The following is a 15,291-nucleotide window of genomic DNA, read 5'->3' as shown; positions in this document are numbered from 1 at the left end:
ATATCGGATGAAATTGAGCCGTCAAACAACGCTTCGGTCGCAGGCCACCGTGACGGGCGTCGGCGTTCACTCCGGTTTACCGGTCAGCCTGACCATTGGACCTGCTCCCGTTGATACCGGCTACACTTTTATCCGGACGGGTCTCGACGGGGCCGACCGCGAAGTTCACGCCACCGCCGACGCCGTGATCGCGACTGAATTCGCGACCGTCCTGGGCGACCGCGAGGGACCGCTGGTATCGACCGCCGAACATGTGCTGGCTACGCTGCGCGGCATGGGGGTCGACAACGCCACCATCGAAATCGACGGTCCGGAAGTGCCGATCATGGACGGCAGCGCCGCGGCCTTCGTCGCCGCGGTCGATCAGGCTGGTATCGTCACCCAATCCGCCGCCCGCCGCGTTCTCCAGGTCCTAAAGCCGGTGCAGGTCGCGATCGGCGACTGCTTCGGTGAGTTCCGTCCCTTTGCCGGCGGCTTCCGCGCCGAAGTCGAGATTGACTTCGCCAATCCCTTGATCGGCCGCCAGAGCTACTGCTTCGATCTCTCCGCCGAGAGCTTCCGCCGCGAGATTTCGCGTGCCCGCACCTTCGGCTGCATGAACGACGTGGCGCGGCTGTGGAGCGCAGGTTTCGCGCTTGGCGCCTCCTTCGAAAACTCGGTGGTGTTCGACGAGACTCGTCTGCTCAACACCGAAGGTCTGCGGTTCCGTGATGAATGCGTCCGCCACAAGGTGCTGGATGTGGTCGGCGATCTCGCGCTGGCCGGCCTCCCGATCCTCGGCGCCTATCGCTCGGTTCGCGGTGGTCACAAGCTGAACCACGCGGCGCTGACCGCGCTGCTTTCCGATCGCAGCGCCTGGCGGGTGGTCGAATCGGAGACCGCACGCCGTTCGCGCACCGTCGCCGAAGCCGGCGGTGCCACCGTCGGCGGCCTGATCGCGCCGGCCTACGGCCCGGACGTGTCCTAAACACGCTTTCCATTAGCGTTTTTCCGCAATTTCCGCAGTAACCACAGCCGATCATGACCGTCTTGGGGCCGCCTTAATCCGGGCGAAATGGCTCCGTATTCGATTGGTCGAGGGTCGTTTTTCGGCTAGACAGGCCTGCGGTTGCACGGGGCAGCACAGGCGCGGGGAAAATTTCCGTCCATGGCCTCGTTCGTGGACAGATCGCCATCAATCACTTCCAAGCCGCCGGGTTCTCACATTCATGCCCTTATCGCGTAGCACGCACGAATCATGCACCTCATCGGCCGGCCGCGCCGGATGGGCGTCATTGTTGCGGCTGGCCGCGGGCCTGATCGTGCTGGCGCTGCCGTTGGGTGGTTGCGGTACCGGCCCGCTGTGGGACAAGTTCCTGGCCAAGGACGACACCTTCGTCGAGGAGCCCGCGGACAAGCTCTACAATGAGGGCTTGTACCTGATGAACCAGCGCAAGGATCCTCGTGCGGCCTCGAAGAAGTTCGAGGAGGTGGACCGGCAGCATCCCTATTCCGATTGGGCGCGCAAATCGCTCCTGATGTCGGCCTATTCCTCCTACCAGCAAGGCGACTACGATACCTGCATCGGCTCGGCGACACGTTACGTCACCTTGCATCCCGGCAGTCCGGATGCTGCCTACGCGCAATACCTGATCGCAGCCTCGCATTACGACCAGATCCCGGACATCACCCGCGACCAGACCCGCACCGAAAAGGCGATCGCGGCTCTGGAAGAGGTGATTCGCAAATATCCGACCTCGGAATATGCGACCTCCGCCAAGGCCAAGCTCGAAGGCGCGCGCGACCAGCTCGCCGGCCGCGAGATGAATGTCGGCCGCTACTACATGGAGCGGCGCGACTTCACCGCCGCAATCAACCGCTTCAAGACCGTGGTTACGCAGTATCAGACCACCCGGCATGTCGAGGAGGCCCTGGCGCGGCTCACCGAGGCCTATATGGCGATCGGCATCCCGAGCGAGGCCCAGACCGCAGCCGCCGTGCTTGGGCACAATTTTCCTGACAGCCGCTGGTACAAGGACGCCTATAATCTAGTAAGGTCCGGCGGTCTCGAGCCGAGCGAGAATCAGGGTTCCTGGATCAGCAGGACCTTCAAGAAGATATTATAGGCCTGGAATAGTCCTCACATGCTGGCGCGTCTGTCGATCCGTGACATCGTCCTGATCGAACGGCTCGATATCGAATTCTCCCGTGGCCTTGCGGTGCTGACCGGCGAAACCGGCGCGGGCAAATCGATCCTGCTCGATGCGTTCGCGCTGGCCCTCGGCGGCCGCGGCGATGCCGGGCTGGTGCGGCACGGCGCCGAGCAGGGGCAGGTGACGGCGACCTTCGACGTGCCCAAAAATCACCCGGCGGCAAAGCTGCTGGCCGATAACGGGCTCGACGACAACGGCGGGATGATCCTGCGCCGCGTGCAGCTCGCTGACGGCCGCACCCGCGCCTTCATCAACGACCAGGCGATCTCTGTGCAGACCCTGAAGGCAGTGGGCGCCGCACTGGTCGAAATCCACGGCCAGCATGACGAGCGCGCCCTGGTCGATGCCTCGACCCATCGGCGGCTGCTTGACGCCTTTGCCGGGCTCGAGAAGGACGTAGCGGCGCTGGAGTCGCTGTGGGAGGCGCGGCGCAGCGCCAACGCCGCGCTGGAGGAGCATCGCGCCGGCATGGAACGCGCCGCGCGAGAGGCCGATTACCTGCGCCACGCCTCGCAGGAACTGAAGACGCTGGCGCCAAAGGACGGCGAGGAGACCGAGCTGGCGGGCCGCCGCACCACCATGATGCAGGGCGAGAAGATCGCCACGGACCTGCGCGAGGCGCAGGAGGCGATCTCGGGCCCGCATTCGCCGGTGGCGGCGCTGTCGGCCGCCGTGCGCCGCCTGGAGCGCCGCGCCGCCAGCTCGCCGGCGCTGGTTGAACCGGCGGTGAAGGCGATCGATGCCGCGATCAACGCGCTCGAAGAGGCCGATCAGCACCTCAATGCCGCGCTTGCGGCGGCCGATTTCGATCCGGCCGAGCTCGAGCGCATCGAGGAGCGCCTGTTCGCACTGCGCGCGGCTTCGCGCAAATATGCGACCCCGGTCGATGGACTGGCCGCGCTCGCCAGCAAATATGCCGCCGACGTCGCGCTGATCGATGCCGGAGCCGACCAGTTGAAGAAGCTCGAAGCCGCGGCAGCGGAAGCCGACAAGCGCTACGGCGCGGCGGCAACAAGATTGTCGGCGGCGCGGACCAAATCCGCCGAAAAGCTCAACAAGGCGGTGAACGCCGAACTGGCGCCGCTGAAGCTCGAGCGCGCGAAATTCATGACGCAGGTCGAGACCGATGCGACCTCCCCCGGGCCGGAAGGCATCGATCGCGTCGAGTTCTGGGTCCAGACCAATCCGGGGACAAAACCGGGGCCGCTGATGAAGGTCGCTTCTGGCGGCGAGCTGTCGCGCTTTTTGCTGGCGCTGAAGGTCGTGCTGTCCGACCGCGGCTCGGCGCCGACGCTGGTGTTCGACGAGATCGACACCGGCGTTGGCGGCGCTGTGGCGGACGCGATCGGCGCGCGGCTGTCGCGGCTTGCCGACAAGGTGCAGGTGATGGCGGTGACGCACGCGCCGCAGGTCGCAGCCCGCGCCAGCCAGCATTTGCTGATTTCGAAGGACGCGCTCGACAAGGGCAAGCGCGTCGCCACCCGCGTCAACGCGCTTGCCGCCGACCACCGCCGCGAGGAAATCGCCCGCATGCTCGCCGGCGCCGAGATCACCGCCGAGGCGAGAGCGGCGGCGGAGCGCCTGTTGCGCGCGGCAACCGCGTGATCCTCTCCGTCATTCCGGGGCGATGCGAAGCATCGAACCCGGAATCTCGAGATTCCGGGTTCGATCCTAACTGACCGCTCCGGAATGACGGGGATTAGTTACAGATCGACTCGTACAGATCGTCCCACTTCGCGTTCTGGGCCTCGATCAACTGGACTTTCCAGTCCCGCTTCCACTTCTTGAGCTCTTTCTCGCGCGAGATCGCGGAGATCGGATCGTCATAGATTTCGAACCACACCAGCCGTGTGATATTGTATTTGGAAGTGAAGCCGGGGACCGCCTTGATGCGGTGCTCGTAGACCCGGCGCACGAGATCGTTGGTCACTCCGACGTAGATTGCTCCATCCTTCCGGCTCGCCAGGATATAGACGTAGTAAGCCATGACAGCCGCGCCCACAATCTCGAGGTTCCGGGTCTGGTCCTTCGGACCATCCCGGAACGACGAACAATAACGTGCACGATGGCGAAATCCAAGAAAGCCGTCCTCCCCGACGTCGACAAGCTCACCAAGGCGCAGGCCAAGGTCGAGCATACGCGGCTCGCGCTCGAACTGGAGGCGCACGACCGGCGCTATTACCAGGAAGACGCGCCGACCGTCACCGACGCCGAATACGACGCGCTGCGTCAGCGCTACAACGCGATCGAGAAGCGCTTTCCCGACTTTGTCACCCCTGATTCGCCGTCGCAGAAGGTCGGCGCTGCGCCGTCGGGACGATTCAAGAAGGTGCGGCATTCGTTGCCGATGCTCTCCCTCGACAACGCCTTTGCCGAAAGCGACCTGCGCGATTTCGTCGACCGCATCGTGCGCTTCCTCAGGCTCAGTGACGACAAGATCGATTTCTCCGCCGAGCCGAAGATCGACGGATTGTCGATGTCGCTGCGCTATGAGGGTGGCGAGCTCGTCACCGCCGCGACTCGCGGCGATGGCGCCGAGGGCGAGGACGTCACCGCCAACATCCGAACGCTGGAGGATGTCCCGCAAAAGCTGAAGGGCCGCAACGTGCCTGACATCTGCGAGGTGCGCGGCGAGGTCTACATGACCAAGAGGGCCTTCCTCGCGCTCAACGAACGCCAGAAGGCTGCCGGCGACACCGTCTTCGCCAATCCGCGCAATTCGGCCGCGGGCTCGCTGCGTCAGAAGGATCCGACCATCACCGCCTCGCGGCCGCTCGGCTTCTTCGCCTATGCCTGGGGCCAGATGAGCGCGATGCCGGAGGACACGCAGAGCGGCATGATCCATTGGTTCGAGCGCTGCGGCTTCAAGACCAATCCGCTGACCAAGCTCTGCCACTCCGTCGACGAACTGCTCGCATTCCATCGCAAGATCGAGGAGCAGCGCGCCGAGCTCGACTACGATATCGACGGCGTTGTCTACAAGGTCGACCGGATCGACTGGCAGGAGCGGCTCGGCTTCGTGTCACGCACGCCGCGCTGGGCGATCGCGCATAAATTCCCGGCCGAGCGCGCGATGACCGTGCTGCGCGATATCGAGATCCAGGTCGGGCGCACCGGCTCGTTCACGCCGGTCGGCAAGCTCGAGCCGGTCGGCGTCGGCGGCGTCATCGTGCAGAACGTCACGCTGCACAACGAGGATTACATCAAGGGCATCGGCGGTCACGGCGAGCAGCTTCGCGAAGGGCGCGATATCCGGATCGGCGACACCGTCGTGGTCCAGCGCGCCGGGGACGTGATCCCGCAGGTGGTCGATGTCGTCATCGACAAGCGGCCGAAGAACGCCAAAGAGTTTCATTTCCCGAAGAAGTGCCCGTGCCCGCTGCATACTGACGTGGTGCGCGAGGAGACCGCGACGGGCGAGGAGGGCGCGCGCGCCCGCTGCACCGGCGAGTTCGCCTGTCCGTTCCAGAAGATCGAGCACCTGAAGCTGTTCGTCTCGCGCCGCGCCTTCGACATCGACGGCCTCGGCGAGAAGCAGCTCGAATTTTTCTTCGAGAAGGAATGGGTGCGGGAGCCCGCCGACATCTTCACGCTGCCCAAGCGCAACCAGAAGCTCAAGCTCGAGGCGATCGAGGGTTACGGCGAGACCTCGGTGCGCAACCTGTTCGCCGCGATCGAGCACCGGCGCCGGATCCCGCTCGAACGCTTCATCTACGCGCTCGGCATGCGCCATGTCGGCGAGACCACGGCGCTGGCGCTCGCGCGCGGCTATGGCTCGTGGGAGGCGTTCCACGATGCCTGCCTGCGCGTCGCCAAGGGTGACGAGGAGGCGATTGCCGAGATGGATGCGCTCGACCAGATCGGCGACACCGTGATCAAGAGCGTTGCCGCCTATTTCGGCGAGAGCCACAACCGCGGCATCGTCGAGCGTCTGGTCAAGGAGCTCGACGAGATCATCGATACCGAAAAGCCCAAGAGCAATTCAGCGATCGCCGGCAAGACCGTCGTGTTCACTGGCTCGCTGGAGAAGATGACGCGCGACGAGGCCAAGGCGACCGCCGAGCGATTGGGCGCGAAGGCGGCCAGCTCGGTGTCGAAGAAGACGGACTATGTGGTTGCAGGTCCCGGTGCAGGATCGAAGCTCGCCGAAGCGCAGAAGCACGGCGTGGCCGTGCTGACCGAGGACGAGTGGCTGAAGCTGATCGGGGAGTGAGCCCATTCCTCCGTCATGGCCGGGCTTGTCCCGGCCATCCACGTCTTTCGTCTCGGGCATCTGTGCTGCGTGGATGCCCGGGACAAGCCCGGGCATGACGAGTTTGTTGCGGCGCTGGAGGTCAACAGCTACATCATCCCCGCTTCGTCCTGTTCCGCCTGCTCGATCATCTCTTCGCTCACCACCGTGTTCCGCTTCGGCACCAGGAAGATCATGCTCGAGGCACATGCGATCGAGATGATGAGGATGGCGGTCGTCAGCGGCAGCGTGGTGGTGGAGTGGCCGCCGAGATAGGCGCCGAACTGCGACACCAGCGAGCCGATGCCCTGCTGCAGGAATCCCATCGCGCCGGAGGCGGTGCCGGCGGCTTCGGGCCGGATGCTGATCGCGCCGGCGGCCGAGTTCGCCATCACGAAGGCGTTGCCGGCCATCACGATCATCTGGGTGCCGAACAGCCAGAGCGGGGCCTGGTTGAGCCCGGTGAGGCTCAAGACGAGGTTCAACAGGCTGCCGCCGAGTTGCAGCGCGAGCCCCAACCAGATCAGCCGTTCCAGCGAATGGCGCGGTGCGAAGCGCACGCAGAGCAGATTGCCGACCAGATAGGCAAAGCCCGTGGTCGCGAACCACGCGCCATATTCGGCGCTGCTGCGTCCCATCTGGGTGACCACGATGTAGGGTCCGCCGCCGGCGAAGGTGAAGATGATCTGCGAGGCCAGCACCTGGCACAGCACATAGCCGATGAAGGCGCGGCTCCTGATCAGGCTGCCGACATCGCGGCGGAAGTTGCTGTCTTCGCTGCGGACGCGGCGCGTCTCCGGCAGCGCCAGCGCGATGCCGACGGCCACCGCGAGCGAGCCGGCGGTGATGGCATAGAAGATCGCGCGCCAGCCGAACGCGGTCTCGAGCAGGCCGCCGGTGAGCGGGCTCAGCATCTGCGCGATCATCATCACGGCGATCACCAGGCTGATCATGGCGCCGACGCGGTCGCGGCTGTAGAGATCGCGGATGATGGCGCGGCTCACCACCATGCCGCTGGCGCCGCCGAGCGCCTGGAAGAAGCGCGCCGCGATCAGTTGCGGCAGGGTTTCCGCAAAAATGCTGCCGATACCAGCCACCACCATCAGGCCGAGGCCGGCCAGCAGCACCGGCCGCCGTCCGAACTTGTCCGACAGCGGCCCCATGATGAACTGCGAGCAGGCGATGCCGACCATGAACAGCGACACCGTCATCTGCGCGATCGAGATGTCGCGGCCGAACGTCGTCGCCAGCACCGGCAGCGCCGGCACCAGCATATAGAGCGAGATCGGCGCCACGCCCGTCATGGCGACGAGCAACAGCAGCATGAGCTTCGATGTCGCGATGTCCTTCGTTGCCGCGTCGGGCGGCTTGCCCATCACGCCATGCATTCAGCTTCGTGTCCTTTCGTGGGGCGAATGTAACGAGATGCGCAGATGCGAATACGGATGTTTCGGCATGCGGCTATGCCGATTTTGGGAGGCCGAAAAAATACGGAGTCATTCCGGGGCGATGCGAAGCATCGAACTATGGTGCGCACTTGCGCACCTGAGAATCTCGAGATTCCGGGTTCGCGTCTTCGACGCGCCCCGGAATGACAGCAACTACTTCAGCGCCGCCGTCGCCTCATCAAGCCACAGCTTCGTGGCGTCATCGTCGAGCCGCGGGCGCACCTCGGCCCTGACGCGGGCATGGTAGTCGTTGAGCCACTTCAGCTCGGCCTCGCTGAGCATCGTCACGTCGATCAGCCGGCGATCGATCGGTGCCAGCGTCAGCGTGTCGAATCCGTTCATCGGCTTTTCGGCGCCTGATATTTCGATGCCGATCACGAGCTCGAGGTTCTCGATCCGGATGCCGTAAGCATCGGTCTTGTAGTAGCCGGGCTCGTTGGAGAGGATCATGCCGCGCTTCAGCGGCGTGATGCCGAGCTTTGAGATTCGCGCCGGCCCCTCATGCACGGAAAGATAGCTGCCGACGCCATGGCCGGTGCCGTGCTCGAAATCGATGCCGGCCTGCCAGAGATATTGCCGCGCCAGCGTGTCGAGCTGCGCGCCCGTGGTGCCGTCGGGGAACACCGCGCGCGCAATCGCGATATGGCCGCGCAGCACCCGGGTGAAGCGGTCGCGCATCTCGTCTGTCGGCTGGCCGATCGCGATGGTGCGGGTGACATCGGTGGTGCCGTCCTCGTATTGCGCGCCGGAATCGATCAAGAGCAGATCGCCGGGTGCGATCCGGCGGTTGCTCTTGCGGGTGACGCGGTAGTGCACGATGGCGCCATTCGGCCCGGTGCCGGCGATGGTCGGGAATGAGACATCCTTCAGCGCCCCGGTATCGCGGCGGAACGTCTCCAGCGCCTCGACGGTGTCGATCTCGGTAAGCCCGCCGGCGGGCGCCTCGCGGTCGATCCAGGCCAGGAATCGCGCCAGCGCCACCGCGTCGCGCTGATGCGCGGTTCGCGTGCCCTGGATCTCCGCGGCGTTCTTCACGGCTTTCAACAGGCTCACCGGATCGTTGCCGCGCACCGGCTTGCCGCCGGCAGCGGTGATCAGGCGATTCAGTGCGTCGGCGGCGGTCGCAGTGTCGAGCGCGATCGAGGAGCCGCGCTGCGCGAGTTCCGTCAGCTTCAACGTCAGCCGGTCCGGCTCCTCGACATCGGCGGATTGCTCGAGATGGTCGCGCGTGAGATTCGAAAGTTTTCGGTGATCGATGAACACCGTCGGCCGGCCCTCTCTCGGCACCAGCGCATAAGAGAGCGGCAGCGGCGTATGCGAGACGTCGGCGCCGCGGATATTGAACGTCCAGGCCACCGCGTGGCTGTCCGACAGCACCAGCGCATCGACGCCGAGCTTGTTGATCTCGTCCCTGATCCGCTCGACCTTTGCAGCCTCCGCCTCGCCGGCAAATGGCAGCCCGTGGATGGAGACCGGCCCGAGCGGCGGGCGCGGGCGCTCGGTCCAGATCGCGTCGACGGGATTGCTGTCGACCGCAACCAACTCGGCTCCGGCTTTGGCGCACGCCGCCGCGAGACGCTCGGCTGCCGCAGAAGTGTGCAGCCACGGGTCAAATCCTAGGCGGTCGCCGGCGGAAAGATGTTTCGTCAGCCAGTGTTCCGGCGGCGGATCGACCAGCGGCTGGATTTGCCAGGCCTTTTGGTCGACCTGCTTGCCCGCCTGCAGCGTGTAGCGCCCGTCCACGAACAAGGCGGCTTCCTGCATCAGCACGATCGCAAGCCCCGCCGATCCGGTGAAGCCGGTCAGCCACGCCAGCCGCTCCTCGGACGGCGCAACATATTCATTCTGCTGCTGGTCGGCGCGGGGAATGACGAAGCCGGTCAGCTTCCGTCGCGCCAATTCCTCGCGGAACGCGGCCAGCCGCGCCGTCAGCGCCACGCCGCCTTCGGGTTCTTCGAACGTCTGGAAATGGGCTTCGAACATGCCAGTCACTTTATGGCTGCGTGGACAGGTCCGCAATGTCAGCGGATATCGCCACAATTTGGCATAAGTTGTGCTTCAATACCGTCATGCAGGTTTAGAAAAGACAGAACGGTTTTCAAGGCAAGCCGTTCGATAACGAATGCCCGGGGAGGCTTCCAGGAGTGTCTCAACTCAACGGCGAGGGGATACACAATGCCTGCTTTCAGCTTTGAGAAGATTTCGCCGCCAGTTCGCCGCGGCCCGATTGCTCCGATCGAACAGAAGCAGCGCGGTGTCATCGTCCAGATCCTGGATCGCTTTGTGGAACGGCGCGTCAGGCGCCGGCTGAAGGCGGAGAAGGGCGAAACCGCGCTCGGCAAAAACAAGGCGGCCGAATAGGCCTTTCTTGCGACCGCCTGCGGGGTACATTTCACATCCGTTCGTCCAGATCGGAAACTTTCACTACGCTTGCGCCGATCACCCGGTTTCCTTCCAGCTCCCGAACGATCCTCTGATAGGGCCCGACGACACCCAGATCGAACTCGCGATCGGGCGTTACGAGCATCATCTTTGCTCCGATGATGACGAGCACGGTGACGTCATGCTCCTCGCCGGAAACAGCGAGCTTTGTGATCTCGCTTCGGATCGGCTCCCGTCGCCAAGCGTCCGGAAAGCCAGGATCGCACCGGATTTCGATCCCATCCTGAGACGTCGTCAGCACGAGTTTCGACTTGCTCGGCTTCCAGTGTGGTCCAAATCGCTGATCGGTCAGCCACAGGCAATTGAACGATCGGCACTCAGCCGGTCGGTTCTCATAACTCTGGCATCCGCGCCCAGGCTTGCATTCCGGGCACCACGCTCCTGCCGGCTTCGCGAGCGTCTCGATCGTCATGACCTTGCAGCAAAGCGTGCAATCTCCGCATTCCCTTGCCAGAGGGCTCACTTAACCGAGCGCAGCAGCAGGCTGCTCCATCCCTCGATTTTCAGATGCCGTAACGGTACCAGCCCGCGCGCGCGGTACGCGGCGATCACGCCTCTCGCCTGATGCGTCAGGAGCCCCGACAAGATCACGTGCGCGGAAGGCGCGAGATGGCGCGCCATCGTAGCAGCCAATTGCCGCAGCGGATTGGCCAGGATGTTTGCGAGCACGAGGTCGAACGGGCCATGCTGGGAAAATTGCGGCGCCGAGAAGCCGGTGGCGCGGATCGTCGTCACGAGGTGGCCGGTCTCGTTCAGTTCGGCATTCTCACGCGCCACGTTGACCGATGGCGGATCGATGTCGCTTGCCAGCACTGTGCCGTGCAGCGCCTTCGCCGCGGCGATCGCCAGCACACCGGTGCCGGTGCCGAGGTCGAGCACGCGGCGCGGATGATGCGCCTTCAGCATGTGATCGAGCAGTAAGAGGCAGCCGCGCGTGGTGCCGTGGTGGCCGGTGCCGAAGGCCAGCGCGGCCTCGATCTCGATGCCGAGCTTGTTCGGCGGCACGCGGGTGCGGTCGTGCTGGCCGTGCACGACGAAGCGCCCGGCGGGGACGGGGACGAGGTCCTCGAGGCTGGCCTTGACCCAGTCCTTGGCCTCGACGGTGTCGAAGGCAATGGTCTTGGCGAGGTCTTCGCCGGCCGCATTGGCGACGAGCTCGCGCATCAGCGCCTGGTCCGGCGCATCGGCAAAATGCGCGGTGACTTCCCAGCGCCCGTCCGGCCGCTCGAACGCGGCAATCGCCGTCTCGCCCTCGAAGAATATCTCGGTCAGCGTGTCGACCAGCCGCCTGGCGGTCTGCTCGTCGGGAAGCGCGAGGCTGGCACGATGGGTAGGTTTCGGTAGCATTTAGGGTAACCGTTTCGACTTCATCCGGAACGTCAGCATTAACCACGATCGCATTATCATCTTGGATTCCGGCGAGGCAGTAGGGAGCCGAAACTTCGAGTAACTCTTTGATCGGGCTCTCGGAGCGGGTACGCGTGCGTGCCAAAAGCCCGTGGTTTTCCTACAATTGAAAGTTCATATGAACAATGCATGATGGTACCCAGTTGCTTTTATTAAATTTACAGTTGTTTTATTTAGGAGTAATAATGAGTGGTTGTAAAAGGTTCTCGGCCAGAATTCTTCGCAGGAGCGTGAAGCTGATAGCCCAACGCGTTGCTGAACTTCACGACCTTCGACGACAGGTGCGAGAGGCGGAAGCGAGGGCGCTTGCCAGGCGACGGCAAACATCTTCCAGGCGGCCTCGAAGCGAGAGGACAGGACGTCATCGCGGCCGCCTGAATGCGCGAGTCTGATGTCTTGACGACAGGAAGCGGAACTTCTCCCTGTGAGGGATGCGCCAAGTGGTATCTGGACGCTTGTTTGTGTCCGGCGTCGTTGGTAAGTGCGCTCTGTTTTTATTCCTGGGCGCGACTCGATGAAAAATAACGGCTTCCGATCCATGTCCACAGACCAACTGTGGGCGCTTCATGAACGAGTAGCGGCCGAGCTGACGCAACGCATAATCACCGAGAAAGCCACGCTCGAGGACCGGCTGAGCAAGCTTCAGTCGCCCGGCGAAGCCGCGAAACCAGATCGTAGCCGCCGCCCTTATCCAAAGGTTCTCCCGAAGTATCGGAACCCGAAAAACCCTGGCGAGACGTGGTCGGGTCGCGGCAAACAGCCTCTATGGCTGGCAAAGCGACTTGGTACCGGCTCCAAGCTGGACGATTTTCTCATCGATCGCCCCGGCCGCCGCAAGCGGCGCTAAACCGGATCGATCACCGTAGTTCGCGACGCGATTGTCTTCCGGCGCGTGCACGGGCCGTCATGGAGAAGTTGCCAGCCGAGAATGCCGGGGTTTTCAACAGGGTTCTCCACCTGACTAGAGTGTGATCCGATCAGGTTGAAATGCCGCCGCGATGATGCTGCGCTCCTCTCCCGCAAGCGGGCGAGGTGAAGCAAGCGAAGTCGTGATAGGCTGGCTGACAAAACAAGGAGAGTCCCATGTCCCTGTTAAGACGGCCGCTCTATCAGCGCTCGGAAGGTGCCGACGAGGACCGCTGGCGCCTGGCGTTCGATACCGAAGCCAGCCGGCTGTTCGTCGAGCACGAAAAGAAGCGGGGTGACTTCCGCGGTGCCGGGTATGCCATCGAGACCGACGAGATCGAGCTCGCGGAATTCCTGAGCCAGCCGAGCCAGGGGCGGGAGCAGCTTGTGAAGCTGCTCGAAACGCTGTTTGCCGACGATCGCGACGTGTCGCGGCCCGCGGCGGCTTGACCGGGAGATGGATGCACATCCGCATCCACCTGATATCCACACCCTGTCCACAGGCTTTTCAACGCCTTGCGAACAGGGAGCGATGATCGCCCAGGATCACCTGCGCGGCGTTGTGACCGGGCGCGCCGGTGACGCCGCCGCCGGGATGAGCGCCGGAACCGCAGTGATAGAGCCCCTTGAGCGGGCCGCGGTAGTCGGCATGGCCGAGCATCGGGCGGGCGGAGAAGAGCTGGTTCAGCGTCAGCGCGCCGTGGAAGATATCGCCGCCCAATAGGCCGAATTGCCGCTCCAAGTCGAGCGGAGAGAGCACCTGCCGGCCGATGACGCTTGCGGCAAAGCCGGGCGCGTATCTGTCGACCGTCGCGATCATGAGATCGGCAACCTCATCGCGATGATCGTCCCAGGATTTGTGGCCCGGCAGTTCCGGCGCGACGTGCTGGCAGAACAGGCTCGCGACATGCTGTCCCGCCGGCGCCAGCTTGTCGTCCAGCGTCGAGGGGATCAGCATTTCGACGATGGGCTCGCGGCTCCAGCCAAAGCTGCGCGCATCAAGCCATGCGCGGTCCATGTAGCCAAGGCTCGGCGCGATGATGATGCCGGCGGTGAGGTGATCGCCTGCGCCCGGCAATGCGGTGAAGGAGGGCAGGGCGGCTAGCGCGACATTCATGCGAAAGGTGCCGGAGGCGTTGCGCCAGCGCGACATGCGCTGCAGGAATTCCGGCGCCAGCGCGCCCGCCGGCAGCAGCTGCGTGTAGAGCAGTTTCGGATTGACGTTGGCGGCAACGTACTTGGCGCGAATGGCGGTGCCGTTGTCGAGCACGACACCGGCGGCGCGGCCGTTCTCAACCATCACTTCGCGCACGCCGCTATCCACTTCGATCTCGGCGCCATGCGCGCGTGCCGCGGCCGCCATCGCCTGCGTGATCGCGCCCATGCCGCCGATCGCGTGGCCCCACACGCCTTTCTTGCCGTTCACCTCGCCGAAGGCGTGATGCAGCATCACGTAAGCCGAGCCGGCGGCATAGGGGCTCGCATAATTGCCGACGATGGCATCGAAGCCGAACAGCGCTTTTACCAGGTCGTTCTCGAACCGCTCGTCCAGCATCTCGCCGGCCGAGCGGGTGAAGAGGTCGAGCAGGTCGCGCTGCTGTTCCAGCGAAAGCTTGCGCAAGAGGTTGGCGGAGCCGAGCGCGTTGAAGGCCTCGCGGAGCGCGTCCGCGCCAAATCCCTCGACGAGGTTCGGCGGTGCGCGCAACACGAACTGGCGCAGCACGTCGGCGATTGCCTCGAGCTGGCGCGAGAAGATGCCGATCTCCTCCGCATCATGCGCGCTGAGCCTGGCGACGGCTTCGGTGGTGCGGCCTTCGCCGGTGAGGAGATGGCTGCCGTCGGGGGACGGAAGAAAGTTTTGCGCGCGTCGTTCGACGATCCGCAGGCCGTGCTCGGCGAGCCTGAGATCGGCAATGACCTTCGGATTGAGCAGGCTCACCGTATAGGCGGCGACCGAGTTGCGGAATCCGGGATGGAATTCTTCCGTCACCGCCGCACCGCCCACCACCTTGCGGCGCTCGACCACTTTCACGCGCAACCCCGCCATCGCGAGATAGGCCGCGCAGGTGAGGCCATTATGCCCGGCACCGATGATGACGACGTCCGTTTCGTTCATGTCAGCTTCATTTTCTTAAGGAGCTTGCCAGTAACCCATCGTTGCGCACAAGCCACGAGTTATTTCGCCACTCGCCCGCTCCATCATTCCGGGACGCCCTCCATCCGCTCCGTCATTCCGGGCTCGTCCTTCGGACGCCCCGGAATGACAGTGGGACGCATCGCGCAATCCTCTCCTCCGTCATGGCCGGGCTTGACCCGGCCATCCACGTTCTCTCCGCGCACGGAGCCAAAGGACGTGGATGCCCGGGACAAGCCCGGGCATGATGGCGTCGTGTCATTCGCACGATTTTCCTTAATCCAATCAACGTGATTTGCCCCGTCCAGTCCTGGCGTAAAAAACATTCCGCTTTCGTCGTCGGGCAAATCAGCACTATGACTCCGCGCGTCTCACGGCGGATGAGGGGCGGGTCGCGATCGTCACGAACGTTGCGGTGAGATGCGGTGGACGCGGGGGTCACGACTGACGAGCGTGGCATTCACGGACGGCGAAGTCGTGTGGTCCTGGCGCCCCGACGCTGGCGCTAAGCTCGCGAGCAGCAAGAGCTGC

13 protein-coding genes are annotated in these 15,291 nt (G+C 64.2%); 7 read left to right on the top strand and 6 right to left on the bottom strand.

Going from position 1 to position 15,291, the window contains the following annotated elements; genetic code table 11:
• Nucleotides 1–7: 7 nt before the first annotated feature.
• From lpxC to recN, 3 genes are all read left to right on the top strand, one after another.
• Nucleotides 8–967, top strand: coding sequence for a UDP-3-O-acyl-N-acetylglucosamine deacetylase (lpxC, locus tag ACZXDY_RS06120; RefSeq protein WP_464344861.1), 960 nt, complete (start codon nucleotides 8–10; stop codon nucleotides 965–967).
• Nucleotides 968–1,208: 241 nt separating this feature from the next.
• Entirely contained in the window at nucleotides 1,209–2,105 is an 897-nt protein-coding gene (locus tag ACZXDY_RS06115; protein WP_028167491.1) for an outer membrane protein assembly factor BamD, read from the top strand.
• An 18-nt stretch (nucleotides 2,106–2,123) separates the two neighbouring features.
• Nucleotides 2,124–3,797 (top strand): DNA repair protein RecN, encoded by a 1,674-nt coding sequence (gene recN, locus ACZXDY_RS06110; protein WP_464344860.1) that lies wholly within the window; start codon nucleotides 2,124–2,126, stop codon nucleotides 3,795–3,797.
• 94 nt (nucleotides 3,798–3,891) lie between these two features.
• Here recN and ACZXDY_RS06105 read toward each other — a convergent pair whose 3' ends face one another.
• The gene (locus ACZXDY_RS06105; RefSeq protein WP_464344859.1) at nucleotides 3,892–4,179 is read right to left on the bottom strand and encodes a GIY-YIG nuclease family protein; all 288 of its coding nucleotides are present in this window, start codon (nucleotides 4,177–4,179) and stop codon (nucleotides 3,892–3,894) included.
• A gap of 78 nt (nucleotides 4,180–4,257) precedes the next feature.
• Here ACZXDY_RS06105 and ligA point away from each other — a divergent pair, with 78 nt between their 5' ends.
• Entirely contained in the window at nucleotides 4,258–6,405 is a 2,148-nt protein-coding gene (ligA, locus tag ACZXDY_RS06100; protein ID WP_464344858.1) for an NAD-dependent DNA ligase LigA, read from the top strand.
• Between the two features lie 128 nt (nucleotides 6,406–6,533).
• Here the strand turns inward: ligA and ACZXDY_RS06095 are convergent, their stop codons facing one another.
• Both ACZXDY_RS06095 and ACZXDY_RS06090 read right to left on the bottom strand, forming a co-directional pair.
• Nucleotides 6,534–7,811 (bottom strand): multidrug effflux MFS transporter, encoded by a 1,278-nt coding sequence (locus tag ACZXDY_RS06095; protein WP_464344857.1) that lies wholly within the window; start codon nucleotides 7,809–7,811, stop codon nucleotides 6,534–6,536.
• 213 nt (nucleotides 7,812–8,024) lie between these two features.
• Nucleotides 8,025–9,854, bottom strand: coding sequence for an aminopeptidase P family protein (locus tag ACZXDY_RS06090; protein ID WP_464344856.1), 1,830 nt, complete (start codon nucleotides 9,852–9,854; stop codon nucleotides 8,025–8,027).
• 192 nt (nucleotides 9,855–10,046) lie between these two features.
• Between ACZXDY_RS06090 and ACZXDY_RS06085 the strand changes: the two genes are divergently transcribed.
• Nucleotides 10,047–10,232, top strand: coding sequence for a hypothetical protein (locus ACZXDY_RS06085; RefSeq protein WP_028167486.1), 186 nt, complete (start codon nucleotides 10,047–10,049; stop codon nucleotides 10,230–10,232).
• 31 nt (nucleotides 10,233–10,263) lie between these two features.
• On the opposite strand, the gene ACZXDY_RS06080 is transcribed toward ACZXDY_RS06085, so the two are convergent.
• Nucleotides 10,264–10,425: a hypothetical protein gene (locus ACZXDY_RS06080; protein WP_464344855.1), complete on the bottom strand. Its 162-nt coding sequence runs from the start codon at nucleotides 10,423–10,425 to the stop codon at nucleotides 10,264–10,266.
• Nucleotides 10,426–10,772: 347 nt separating this feature from the next.
• Entirely contained in the window at nucleotides 10,773–11,660 is an 888-nt protein-coding gene (locus tag ACZXDY_RS06075) for a 50S ribosomal protein L11 methyltransferase (RefSeq protein ID WP_464344854.1), read from the bottom strand.
• 574 nt (nucleotides 11,661–12,234) lie between these two features.
• On the opposite strand from ACZXDY_RS06075, the gene ACZXDY_RS06070 reads away from it, so the two are divergent.
• Both ACZXDY_RS06070 and ACZXDY_RS06065 read left to right on the top strand, forming a co-directional pair.
• Nucleotides 12,235–12,567, top strand: a complete 333-nt coding sequence (locus ACZXDY_RS06070) for an H-NS histone family protein (protein WP_028167483.1) — start codon at nucleotides 12,235–12,237, stop codon at nucleotides 12,565–12,567.
• Between the two features lie 236 nt (nucleotides 12,568–12,803).
• Entirely contained in the window at nucleotides 12,804–13,076 is a 273-nt protein-coding gene (locus ACZXDY_RS06065) for a hypothetical protein (RefSeq protein WP_456642454.1), read from the top strand.
• A gap of 58 nt (nucleotides 13,077–13,134) precedes the next feature.
• Here ACZXDY_RS06065 and ACZXDY_RS06060 read toward each other — a convergent pair whose 3' ends face one another.
• Entirely contained in the window at nucleotides 13,135–14,742 is a 1,608-nt protein-coding gene (locus ACZXDY_RS06060; RefSeq protein WP_464344853.1) for a phytoene desaturase family protein, read from the bottom strand.
• Nucleotides 14,743–15,291 lie beyond the last annotated feature (549 nt).

This window comes from Bradyrhizobium sp. LeoB3, from assembly GCF_055456055.1.
This window is presented reverse-complemented; position numbering and strand designations above follow the sequence as displayed.